This is a genomic window from Nocardia sp. CDC159, assembly GCF_023740735.1.
Taxonomy (GTDB): domain Bacteria; phylum Actinomycetota; class Actinomycetes; order Mycobacteriales; family Mycobacteriaceae; genus Nocardia; species Nocardia pulmonis.
In genome coordinates this window covers 278,517-291,041 of the sequence record NZ_JAMRXH010000005.1, presented here as the reverse complement: position 1 = coordinate 291,041, position 12,525 = coordinate 278,517, and the positions used below count along the sequence as shown (strand labels likewise).

At 66.2% G+C, this 12,525-nt stretch carries 5 protein-coding genes; all 5 read left to right on the top strand.

The window, feature by feature from the left end:
• Positions 1-152: 152 nt before the first annotated feature.
• The 5 genes from NDR87_RS13750 to NDR87_RS13730 all read left to right on the top strand — a co-directional run bounded on the left by NDR87_RS13750 (position 153) and on the right by NDR87_RS13730 (position 8,312).
• Positions 153-803, top strand: a complete 651-nt coding sequence (locus tag NDR87_RS13750) for a restriction endonuclease (RefSeq protein WP_251912639.1) — start codon at positions 153-155, stop codon at positions 801-803.
• A 979-nt stretch (positions 804-1,782) separates the two neighbouring features.
• The gene (cas7u, locus tag NDR87_RS13745) at positions 1,783-2,928 is read left to right on the top strand and encodes a type I-U CRISPR-associated RAMP protein Csb1/Cas7u (protein WP_251912179.1); all 1,146 of its coding nucleotides are present in this window, start codon (positions 1,783-1,785) and stop codon (positions 2,926-2,928) included.
• Positions 2,929-2,930: 2 nt separating this feature from the next.
• A complete protein-coding gene (gene csb2 / locus NDR87_RS13740; protein ID WP_251912182.1) occupies positions 2,931-4,448 on the top strand; it encodes a type I-U CRISPR-associated protein Csb2 in 1,518 nt (505 codons plus the stop codon).
• A complete protein-coding gene (cas3u, locus tag NDR87_RS13735) occupies positions 4,435-7,335 on the top strand; it encodes a type I-U CRISPR-associated helicase/endonuclease Cas3 (protein ID WP_251912184.1) in 2,901 nt (966 codons plus the stop codon). Before csb2 ends, cas3u begins: the two co-directional genes overlap by 14 nt.
• Positions 7,332-8,312, top strand: coding sequence for a hypothetical protein (locus NDR87_RS13730; RefSeq protein WP_251912186.1), 981 nt, complete (start codon positions 7,332-7,334; stop codon positions 8,310-8,312). The genes cas3u and NDR87_RS13730 overlap by 4 nt, the downstream gene beginning before the upstream one ends.
• Positions 8,313-12,525 lie beyond the last annotated feature (4,213 nt).

Genomic DNA, 12,525 nt, shown 5'->3' with positions numbered 1-12,525 from the left:
GCGCCAAGCCGAAGCCTCTCCGCGGCTTCGTCGTCTTTCGTACCTTGGGCCGTCTCTAACTCCCTAAATTGTTACCACTCGCTCATCAGTATGTCCGATAGGAGAACACGGGCACGGCCAGACGGCGCCGCCGCTCCAACAATGAAGGTTTGATGTTGAAGATCGGGGTCGCCGGATTCATCGTCCTGGCTCCGCTGTGGCGATTCGCCCACGACAATCCGAACCTTATCGCCGGCATTGCAATCGCGGCCGTCATGGTGGTGGCGCTTGCCTTGGGGTTGCGGATTAGGCACCGTCGCCGCCGCGCCGAGCGCGAACAGGACCACCTGCGGGCAGTACTGCCGTTTCATCACATGAACGACAAGCAGTTCGAACACGCGCTCGCATCCCTGTGTCGGGCCAGCGGGTGCCGCGAGGTCCAAGTATCCGGCGGGGCCGGTGATCGCGGGGCCGACGTGAAGGCGCTTACACCAGACGGGCGACGGCCTATCCTGCAGGCCAAGCGCTACAACATCAATCGCCGAGTCGGCGATCGGGAGATGCAGCAGTTGGCTGGCGGCTTGCTGACCTGGCACGAGTTCGACATTGCGGTCCTGGTCACGACATCGTCGTTCACGAGGTCCGCCCGTGAGACCGCCACCCGCAACGGCATCCGACTCGTCGACAACAAGGCTCTCGCGGTATGGAATTCCGGAACAGGTCTTACACCATGGGATGACATGTGCACGCGAGTCTTAACGAAACCGTCTGTGTTTGCCAGGTTCTCCCACCGCCTCCGTGGAACACCATTGCCGCATCACTAGACACCTTGCTTCGGGCCGGTTCATGCATCGGCCTCGATGCACAGGTTCCGGTCATGCGGGGCCGCGTAGGCATGACCTGCTGCGGACTATGGAGCCGGTGCCGCCGCGGGGATCGCAGCTGCAGTCGGCCGTCGCCAGTCCGATTATCGACCTGCTGGTGACGAAGGGGTATTCCGAGGTGGATGGCATGGGCACCACAACGGCCTAGCTCTCGTACTAGATGATGCTGATTTTTCGGCGGAGTTCAGTTGACGCGACCGGTTGGGTTCTACCTAAGGTCGGTGACAGAGATCATCGACAGTTCCGGATAGTGAACAGACCGGTTGCTAGTTGTCATGTACAGCAAGGCATTTCGCGATAGCTCCGCGAGGGTTGGCGTAGGCTCCCCGACGACGGGATGTTGTTAGTGTTAAGTAGCAGTTGTGGCTTGTGTGGCAAGAAGGCTCCTGAGTCCGATCCCAACTGGCGTGGCTTGGTTGTGATCTTGATACTTGTTGCAGGTGTGAACTGCGGTTTCCCGTACTCCACGCAACAGAGAGGGGTGGTGAACTGTGTTCCACCCGATGTAGCGCCGCCGAACTTCGATGGGCATACCTAGAGTCCACCCGCGCCGCGAGCGAGCCGTTGAGGCAAGAGAACGCTTCCGATCGGCCAGGTGCGTCTCAGACGATAACTTGGGAGAGTTCGAGATTCGTTAGTCGGCCACGATTGCGGCGTGCTGAGTAGTTACTGATCAGTCTGATCACTTCCGACTAGGACCGAACGTCGGCCTGGTCAGGTTCCCATCTGAACGGGACACCTGGCCCGGCGCCCAAATCGCCTTCCGGAGGTCGCCACGAACCTGACAGTCTGGCTCTGGCTCGGGAACGTCCAGGTAGGCACCATTTGTCGTCACCCGCTGCTTTCTGTCGGTGCGGAGTGGCATCATGCCTCAGAACTCAGCCGAAGGGTCGGCAGGAGCGGGAGGAGTGGGGAATTTATGTCAGATATTTACGATCGGCTCGTCAGCGCGGTCACCACCGGTGATGAGATCGCAGCGATTTCGATCCAGCAACGGTTGACGCCGCTACCGTTGGGTGGGCGGGTGTACCCGCCGACCTTCGGCAGTGGTGATTACCTGATCCACAAGCATGTCGTGGACGGGGAGTCCTGCGAGATCGTCGTATTGGACCAGCCTGCCTCGCAGGCGAACCGAGTCGAGAGCGAGCTTGAGGACGCGGTGGCGGCCGGGCGGATCACCTATCCGCGGACGGTCATCGTCGACACCGTGGCCGGAAAGCCATTGCGGTTGAGTACACTTCAGCTCCCGCACCGATTCACTGACGCTTACCTGCAGTATTCGCTGGTCGATGGGCAGCCGTTCGACAAGTCCGTGCTGGGGAAGGCGCTGCGCGACACCAGCACCGATGACCTGTCGCCACTGTTTGCGCAAGACCCGGCGTCGATCCTGTACGGGGTGTGGGACTCTCGTCGGCCGGGCGCCCGGATCAAGATCGCTCGCAGCTATGTCAGCGAGGTTTATGGTGTGGATCCGCAGCAGGGGCATCGGTTCGGGACCCGGATGGATCCGCTGAATCTGCAAGGCGGGACCAAGTCGCGGAGCGAGCACGGATTCGAGTTCGATGCCGGCACCAACGGATCCAAGTCCGGTAAGAAGAGCGACGACGCGCGGTTGAGTCCGTTGGGGCTGGGCAACATTCCGCCGTCGCCCGCGCACGGCGGGGTCGGGATCGCCGAGGCGCGCCGGGTGGCGAACGTGACCGTGGCGGGTATGCGCCGGTTGCGGTTCGGTGGACGGCCGGGCAGCGGTGCGGCGCGGGTGGCGCTGGTCGCGCTGGCGATGTTCGGTGATCGGCTGGCGTTCGGGGGCGCGGCGATGTGGCTGCGGTCGGGCTGCGAGCTGACCGTTGTCCAGGACACCGTCGCGTTGGTGTCGCGGGGCGGTGGCACCGAGCCGGTCACGTTGTCGGCCTCGAACTGGGCCCAGGTGTACGAGCGCGCGATTGTCGATGCTGCGGCCGGCGGTGTGCCGCTGCGGTCCGATGTGGTCGAGCTGGTTCCCAGCGCTGGTCTGCATGCCGCGTTCGAGTACAGCGTAACCAAGGCCGCGCAGGGCGACGAGTGACGATGAGCCTGGTGATCAGTGCGTTCTTCCCCTTCGGACGGTACGACGCTGCCGATGCCGCCGATCGGCGACGCCCGGAGTATCCGCCCTCGTTCGCCCGGTTGTTCTGCGCGTTGCGCGAGGTCGCCGACGAGAACGAGTTGCCGGTCCTCGATCTGCTCGAAGCCCTGCCGGCCCCGCAGATCTGGGCACCGGAAAACCCGCAGGCCGAGGATCAGCGGGCCGGGTTCGTTGTCGCCAACGACATCGATCGCAAGAGCAGCAGCCAGTTTCATCCCGGCCGGTCGAACGCGAGCAAAACCCGAGCGGGAGTGACACTGACCGAACCGACGGTCCGGTTCTGCTGGCCCACAACAGAGTTCGCCGCTGTGGACGCGTTGGACCGCATCCTGGCACGGGTGCACTATCTGGGCCGGTCGACCTCGGTGGTGCGGCTGGATGCTTCGGCGGTCGTTCCGGCCGATGCCCCGCAACGCTGCTTCCGGCCCGCGGTCACAGGCACGATCTCGATCCGAGTGCCCTATCCCGGCTACCGCCACGATCTCGAAACAACCTTTGCCGCAGGCGGTTCGGCGTGGATGGTGCCTGCAAGAGAACAACGCTACGTCTATGGAACAGACGCTGCCACCGCGCCCGCTACTGATACGAACCGGCCGATTGCGTCGAATTTCGACGACATGATCATCTGGCGGCTCGACGTTCGCCCCGGGGCAGTGGCACCGCGGGAGGTGTTCGGGTTGACGACGCTGCTGCGGCGGGCCGTGCATCGCTGCGTGTGGGCCAGCCTCGGACACGAGGACCCGTATCCGGAGCAGCTGACCGATGAACATGCCGTGCAGGCAGGTATTCACCCCGCCATCAGCGGACACATCCGAGACGGTGCCCGGCATCTGACGTTCACGTCGCTGGTCGATGTCGGTCACGAGCACGCGCACGGCCGCCCGCTCGGGGTCGCGGTGCTGCTGCCCCGCATCGAGGATGCAGCTCAGCGGAAGCTGTTGCGACAGCAACTGTTCCGCGCGATCGGCGATACTCCAGGATTGACGCGGTTGCAGCCGTGGCGTATTTCGCGTGCCATTGATATCGAGCGGGTGGATCCCACCCAAGGCCGCACGCCGTGGACGTTGCAGCCGCGGCGCTGGAGTGGCCCGAGCAGGTACTGGGCGACGGTGACACCGTATGTGCTGGATCGCTATGTCAAGCGTGGCGGGCCGCGGGAGGCGTTCGCACTGTCGTGCGAACTGGCCGGGCTACCCGTCCCGCGCACGGTGGCCGTGCATCCCGCCCCGGTCGTCACAGGTGCGATCACGTTGCGCGACAGCGACATTGCCTGGGGTAACCGCCGCCGCCGACCGCAGTACCATGTCGCGGCCGCATTCGATCAGCAGATCACCGGCCCGGTCCTGGTCGGGGCGCTGCGCTACATGGGACTCGGGCTGATGGTCCCGCTGACCGAGAGGCACTGGCAGTCGTTGCTGACCCAGGACGCGAAACGGGGACAACACCGTGGCGTTTCCTGAGTTCGCGGACTTCTACCGCGAGGTCCACGGTGTCGCACCGCACCGGTGGCAGATCGACCTGGCCGCCCGAGTGATCACCGAGGGATGGCCGACGGCCCTGGACGTGCCCACCGGGCTCGGCAAGACCTCGGTCCTCGACATCGCCGTCTACGCCTTCGCCCACGACCGGCTCACCCATCCGCGCCGGATGTTTCTGGTGGTCGACCGGCGCCTCGTGGTCGACCAGGCCCACACCCACGCACACCAGCTGGCGGCAGCGCTGCAGATCCCATCCGGCCCGGCGACCACAATGGTCGCTGAGCGGCTGCGGGCGGCGACCGCGGCCACGCAGCCGGTGCAGAATCCGTTGGTAGTCGCGCGACTGCGCGGTGGTGTCAGCTGGGCTACGCGGTGGGTGTCGCGTCCGGATCAGCCGGTGATCGTGACCGGGACCGTGGACCAGATCGGCAGCCGCATGCTGTTCCGCGGCTACGGCACCAGCACCTACGCGCGCCCGATCGATGCCGCGCTGACCTTCGCCGACTCCCTGATCCTGCTCGACGAAGCCCACCTGTCCGCGCCGTTCCAACAGACCATCATCCGAATCAGCGCCCTCGAACACCGTCGCGCGCTGCCGGTCCGGCCGGCTCGATTCGTGTCGATGTCGGCCACCACCAGTGGCCACGACACCACGGTGTTTCGGCTCGACCCCGACACCCACCGCACCGGCCACGCCGCACAGGTCTTGTCCGCCGGCAAACGCCTGTTCCCGGTGCGCAGCACCGACAAACCCTACGCACAAGCCGCAGCAACACTCGCCATCCACGCCGCGACACAGCCCGGCCGAGCAGTGGTGGTGTTCGCCAACACCGTCGCCACCGCACGCACCGTCTTCGGGCTGGTCGCCAACAAGCTCGGCGACGCGGACACCCTGCTGCTCACCGGCCGGTCCCGCCCCGCCGATCGCGAAGCGCTGCTACAGGCCTGGCTACCGCGAATCACCGCCGGCCGGTCGCGAACCGACGCGCGGTCGCTGGTCGTGGTCGCCACCCAAACCCTCGAGGTAGGTGCCGACGTCGACTTCGACATGCTGATCACAGAACCCGCCTCGCTCGACGCACTGATCCATCGCCTCGGCAGACTCAACCGCCGCGGCACACTCCCCGACCCGGCACCAGCGATCGTGCTGGCAGGCAAGGGATTCGACGACTCGACCCCGGTATACGGCACCACCGCCAGCGCCACCTGGGACCACCTCCTGCAACACCACGACGCCACCGCCTTCGACCCCACCCACCTCGCCGCAGGCACCGGCAGCGGGCTCGATGTGTCGCCGCTGGCGTTGCGAAGTCTGGTCGAGGCAGCCCCCCCGAGCACCCGCAGTACGGCGACGCCGGCACCGCTGTTGCTCGACACCCACCTGGACCTGTGGGCACGGACCTCACCGACACCGGATCCCGACCTGCCGGTCGCACCATTCCTGCACGGATTACAGAGTCCCCCAGCCGAAGTCAGCGTGGTATGGCGTGCAGCGACCAGTATCGACGCCGTCGATGCCGCGACCGAACAAGCCGAGATCGCCGACACTCTGGCTCTGCTGCCCCCGTCGGCCGAGGAGATGCTCGAACTCCCGCTTGCCGCGGTTCGCTCCTGGCTGGCTAGCGCGAAAACCGATATCCCCGTGGCCGATACCGATACCACGTCGGCACTAGTCAGCGATCCCGAACAGCGGTGGGCACTGCGATACCTCCCCGACCGTGACTCCGACACGACCGGTAACCCGTGGCGCTACGTTCCGCTCGACGAGCTGGATCTGCGGGCCGGGGACATCATCGTCGTTCCGTCCCGCTACGGCGGCTGCGACCGCAACGGCTGGTCCCCCCGCACCACGACCGCGGTACCCGACCTGTCGCTGCTACGGCACTCGGCCACCCGCCGCCCCGGCACCACGGTCCACCTGTCGGCAGGACTGCTCGCCTCCCTGGCCACACCCACCGATCACGGCACCTGGGTCAAACAGGTCAACGCACTATTCGAAAGGTTCACGGACACGCTCGACCAGCCGGGCCAGGCCGCCACGCTGCTGACCAGTTTCGCCCACGACCACGACACCCTGCTGTGGCCCGCGATCCGCGACAACCTCGCCTCGGCCGCAACCGTGCTGGCCAATCCTCGTGCCCACCTCGGATACCGCATCGACGATCACGGCACGGTCATAGCCGTCACGGCGTCGCTGGACGCCACCGTGGACGACAACGCCGACGACGAAGCCACCGACTCAAGCAGCCTCACCGGCTCCGTCGTCGCACTCGATGCCCACCAGCAGGCGGTCGCAGACTGCGCCGTCGGCTACGCCCGCGCGCTCGGCCTGCCCGAACCGCTGCAACGAGCCGTCTACGACGCCGGACGCCTGCACGACCTCGGCAAACACGACGAACGATTCCAACTGCAGTTGCACCGCGGCGACCCGATCCGCGCCGCGCTGGCCGAACAACCCCTCGCCAAATCCGGAATGGACCCCTCCGACCACGCGGCATGGCATCGCGCCCGGACCCTGTCCGGCTACCCACGGGGCCTGCGCCACGAAGCGCTCTCCGCCGCACTGGCCACCCACTACCTGAACACCACCGACGCCGACCCCGACCACACCGACCTGGTCATCCACCTCGTTGCCGCCCACCACGGCCGCACCCGCCCCCTGATGGACCCCCACACCGACCCCGACCCCCGACAAGTCACCGTCACCCTCGACGGCCACCAAGTCACCGCTTCCACCGGCGAGGTCATCGACTGGACCTCCCCGGCCCGATTCACCCGACTGCACCACCGCTACGGCCACTACGGGCTCGCCCTGCTGGAAACCATCGTTCGCCTCGCCGACATGACGTGCTCCGCGGAGGGATCATGACCCCACCCCTGACCCTGCCCGCCCTCGACGGCCGCTACGCCCTCGGCTTCCTCACCGCCCTGGGCACGCTGCGACTGCTCACCACCCGCGCCATCCCCGCCACCCTCGCCTGGGACTCCGACACCTACCGCGCCGTACTCACCGCCCCGGGCCACGCCACCATCGACGACCTCGTCACTACTCTCACCACCCTGGTCACCGGCATCGGTTCCGACGCAGCACTACCCGACACCGATCCCGGCTTCCCGCCACCGTCCCGCACCGGACGCGACCCCCTCCGCGTGCCTGCCACCGAACTCGCTGCCGCCGCCAGAGGGTGGTCTCGCCTGCGCGGCGCCGAGCAATGGTTCCCGGCATTCGTCACCGACCTCGTCGATGACCCCACCGCGCCCACCATGATCAACCCCTACGTCGCGCCCTCAGGCCAACAGAAATTCCGCACCCTGTTCGAGAAATCCCTCAACCTCGTACGCGCCGACCCGAAAACCCTGCTGCGCCAAGCCTTCACCGGATGGATCCGAGTCCCCGGATGCACCGGCGAATACTTCGACCACCGCGTCCTCTACAGCGCCGCCGACGCCCCCGACGGCACCAGCCGCGAACGAGGCGTCCCCGGCGCCACCTGGCTCGCCGTCATGGCCCTGCCGGCCCTGCCCGTCTACAGCGACGGCGCCCACCGCACCAGCCCCGGCTGGCACCGCCTCCCACAAACCCGCCGCGGCAAAACCACCTGGCGACCCATCCTCACCTGGCCACTGTGGCACCAACCCCTCGACATAGACGCCGTCACAGTCCTTCTCAACCACCCCGCACTCACCCCCACCAGGAACAACAATGACACCCTCACGATCCCCACCGCTCCCGCGCACGCTCTCGGCGTATTCACTGTCCGCGCCGCCGTCCGCCGCAAAATACCCGGCCGCACCTTCGACGGCGTCCTGGCCCCACACGGCGACGACGGCATCCCCCTCACCTGACCCACCCACACACCCACGCACTTTGATAACTCCACACAGACAAACCACGAGCGGTCCAATACCACCCGACACGCCTGCACCACTTGCACACAGGTCACGACATAATCCATGCCGACCCAGATAAGTGCACTTCGGCGTGTCGCAACATCGTGGGGCCACTGCTCGCAACAAGCTGACATCGCCGCAGGTCAAAGATGCGAAAATCCGGGAGCCTTGTCTCCGGTTGTCTCGGCCGGACTCGATTGCGGCCCTTGGGCGTCTCCCCCACCGCCCTGGAAGCGCTGGCTGCTTCCGGCCGAACCAGCCGGACTCTATGCAGGTCGAAGACACGAAAATTCGGGAGCCCCGACTCCGGCCATTCCGGCCGGACCATATTGCGGCCAGTCCTGGAATCCCGGGGTTCTCGCACCATTCGACGGCGGCTGCGTCCAGCCAACCGGGATCGGCCGGCCTAGATTGCGGCAAAGAAGTGCGGTTGCAGTTCTCCAGCGAGACACGGCGCTGCTCAGTACCAGCCGGACTCGATTGCGGCAGCCAGACGTCGGTGGTACCCACGAACAGGCCCTCCTCTCCGGCCGTACCAACCGGACTCTATTGCGGGCCGACGCCCATGGGCCCCGAGCACACGACCGAACACCCCTGTCTCCGGCCGTACCAGTGCGAACTCAATTGCGGCCAGGCGTTCGCGCTGTTGTGCACGGGTCCGCCGGGTCTGTCTCCGGCTGTAGCAGCCGGACTCGATTGCGGCTTGGATTGCTGGATGACTCCCACCGCAATCCGGCAGCCCTGACGCCGGGCGTCGTGGCCGGACCCGATTGCGGCCCGTTGGCTTTCATCGCGGTGCCAACGCTGTCGTACCTGGCTCTCCGTGAAAGCGGGGAACCTCAAGTCTATAACCGGTCGTCGACGAGTCCGTCGACCGAGATCCGACGGACCCGATTGCGGCATTTTGTCTCCCATGGGAGACGCGACGATGGGCTCGCTGCCTCCGGCCGTCCCCGGACCCCGAATTTTGCGAGTCGACCGGGCCCAGTACGCGACATGCGGTCCGCTGCTTCCTGGCCGCAGATGGACTCAATTGCGGTGCGACCCAGCTGCGCTCGGAGACCCTCGCGCGTCTTGCTGCTTCCGGCTGTCCAAACCGGATCCAATTGCGGCTGGATGACTTAGAAGGGCACCGGCGACGCCATTCCCACCCTTGCTTCCGGCTGAACCGGCCGGACTCGATTGCGGCGTCCTCGGCGGGCGGCGAGATGTCTTCGTACGTTGCTGCTTTCGGCCGAGCCAGCCCGAGCTCGATTGCGGCGGTTTAGTAGCTGAACGTTACTGCGATCACATACAACTGCTTCCGGCCGAATCGACCGGACTCGACTGCGGCTCCACAGGCAGCCTCACAGATTCATGCAGCGCCGCCACCGCTGATTCCGGCTGACCGGTGCCGGACTTGATTGTGGCCCACGCCGCCGGGCGGGGTCGGATCAGGCTCTCCATGGTGCTTCCGGCGGGTATTAACCGGACTCGTTTGCGGCGGTACCGCCAAGAAGCTGTGCAATGTGTTGGGCCGCAGTGCTTCCAGACGAACCAGCCGGACTCGATTGCGGCAAAGCGAACATCGGCGTTGAGCACAAAGGTGCTGCGTGCTTCCGGCCGTCCCGGCCGGACCCGATTGCGGCGAGAAATCGCTGAGGGAACGCGGGGCGAAGACAGCAGCAACTGCTTCCGGCTGTTCCGGCCGAATCCGATTGCAGCCACGAATTCCAGCATCGCTTTCCAGCCGAACCAGCCGGTCCCGTTGCGGCGAAACCTTCCCGGACCAGGTCGCCGAGGTGCGGTGCCTCCGGCCAGACCCGATTGCGGCCCTTCAAGCCATGCGGACCACAGGTCGTAGGCTTCCTGTCTGTCTCCACCCGTCCCGGCCGGACCGGATTGCGGTCAACCACCTCGATCCGCAATGATTTTCACGTCGTGGCCTGCTGCTTCCGGGCAACCTGCCGGACTCGATTGCGGCTCGTGTACTGGGATGATGACTGCGATCTCTTCCGCCTGCTTCCGGTCGAACTGGCCGGACTAGATTGCGGCCCCGAGAGGATATCTAGGGCCCGTTTCATCGCGCTGAGCTTTTCCGGCTGAACCTCCCGGACCCGATTGCGGCACCTCGGTGGCCAGATGGATCACCAGATCTCCCGGCCCGGCCGGACCCGTTTGCGGCGGGAACATGGAGCGCGTGTTCGGGCGCGAGCGGGCCGCCCCTGCTTCCGGCCGAACTAGCCGGACTCGATTGCGGCCCGGCATTGAACGGGCCCGTCGGATACCTGGCTTTCTGCTTCCGGCCGAACCAGCCGGACTCCATTGCGGCCACGCGACGACCTGGATCGAATACAGCGACGCCATCCCTGCCTCCGGCCGTCCCGGCCGGACCCTATTGCGGCAACGCGGCACAGGAACTCAATGGCATGAGCGATGCCTGCCTCCGGCCGTACCAGCCGGACTCGATTGCGGCGGGGCGTCGGACCGCACCACCCGCCGGATGGTCGCCAACTAATCCGGCCGTCCGGGCCGGACCTGATTGCGGCCAGGATATTTGGGCGAAGATGCCCAAGGGGGTCCAGCTGCCTCCGGCCGTCCCGGCCGGACCCGATTGCGGCGACGAATGGGCCGCGACCTTCGGCAAGACCAAGACAGCTGACTCCGGCCGGCCATACCAGCCGGCTCGATTGCGGCACCGACTGGTCCTGCTCCTCAAGGGAGCGGGTGACCTGCTTCCGGCCGTCCCAGCCGGACTCGCCCGATCGAACGCATTCAGCCGTGTGGGCTTGCGTTGCAACTGTTTCCGACCGATTTAGTCGGACTCGATTGCCGCGACCTCGGCGACCGCGATTTCCGCGCCGGTGACACCGACATCCTGCCCCGGCCGTCCCGGGCTGACCCGCTTGCGGCGCGCTTGCCCGCCGCACCTGCGGGTCCAGCTCCAGCACGCTGCCTCCGGCCGTCCCAGCCGAACCCGATTGCGGTGCGAGCGACCCGCTGCGAGCGCTTGCCTCGATCATTCACTGTTCTCCGGCCGAACCAGCCGGACTCGATTGCGGCTGCTGCACGGTGAGCGCCGAGAACATCATTGCGAACGTCTGCGTCCGGCCGAACGAGCCGCCGGACTCGATTGCGGTGAGCAGACCGGTGTGGCGGCCATCCATCTTGAGGATCTGCCTTCGGCCTGGCCTGCCCGATTGCGTCGCCTAGTTGCGGAACATCGATCACTGCGCGTCGGCCATCTGCCTCCGGCCGCCTCGGCCGGACCTGATTGCGGCATCTTGGTACAGATCGCGGTGAGCAAGGTTGTGTTGGGCTGTCTCCGGCCGTCCGGGCCGGACCCGATTGCGGCTGCGGCACGAACACTCGGTAGCGAACAGGACGAGGACCTGACTCCGGCCGTCCCGACCGGACTAGATTGCGGCTGAGGTTTGACGGAGCATCCTGGGAACGGGTCGGATCCTGCTTCCGGCCGAACCGGCCGGATTCGATTGCGGCGGTCTAGCCGGTTACAGCCAGGGCAGCCACGTCGTCAGCCTGACTCCGGCGGTCCTCCGCCGGACTCGATTGCGGCCATCAACCTGTTGGCAGAGCAGCGAATCCGAGCCTGTTTGGTTCAGGCGGCCCTGGCCAGGCCCGATTGCGGCATCTGCGACTCGAGCAGTGACAGTTCGGCATTGCCGCGCCTGCTTCCGGCTGTCCCGGCCGGACTCGAATGCGGCTACCGGTTCGCGGTGTCCGCATCGGAGGTCTACAACCCAGGTTTACCGACACCCCAGCCGGACCCGATCGGGGCACTGGTGGTGGGTAATCCGAGACGCGTTGGCAGCCAACTACTTCCGGCCGATCCAGCCGGACTCGATTGCGGCTAGACCTCATGGATCTCCGGGCCTGCCAGACAGGTCCCCCCTGCTTCCGGCTGAGGCCGGACTCGATTGCGGCCCGAAACCGGGCGACCCGTAGATGCCGACGCCAGACTGCGTCCGGCTGAATCAGCCGGACTCGATTGCGACGCGCTGTCGGGCAGTGAGGTCTACAACCGGTCGTGTACGACTTTGCCGACCGGCATCCAATCGTGCCGTTTGCACTGATCGATCGTAGATTTGCCGGGAGCTATGGGTGAGGAGAAGTATGGTCGCTGCGGCGACGTGGTTGCTGTCGGCGGGGCCTGGGCGTTGGTCCGATA

What these genes read in the sequence shown, in the direction of transcription:
- NDR87_RS13750 (WP_251912639.1), top strand. Translation starts at nt 153, where the DNA reads ATGTTGAAGATCGGGGTCGCCGGATTCATCGTCCTGGCTCCGCTGTGG.
- cas7u (WP_251912179.1), top strand. Translation starts at nt 1,783, where the DNA reads ATGTCAGATATTTACGATCGGCTCGTCAGCGCGGTCACCACCGGTGAT.
- csb2 (WP_251912182.1), top strand. Translation starts at nt 2,931, where the DNA reads ATGAGCCTGGTGATCAGTGCGTTCTTCCCCTTCGGACGGTACGACGCT.
- NDR87_RS13730 (WP_251912186.1), top strand. Translation starts at nt 7,332, where the DNA reads ATGACCCCACCCCTGACCCTGCCCGCCCTCGACGGCCGCTACGCCCTC.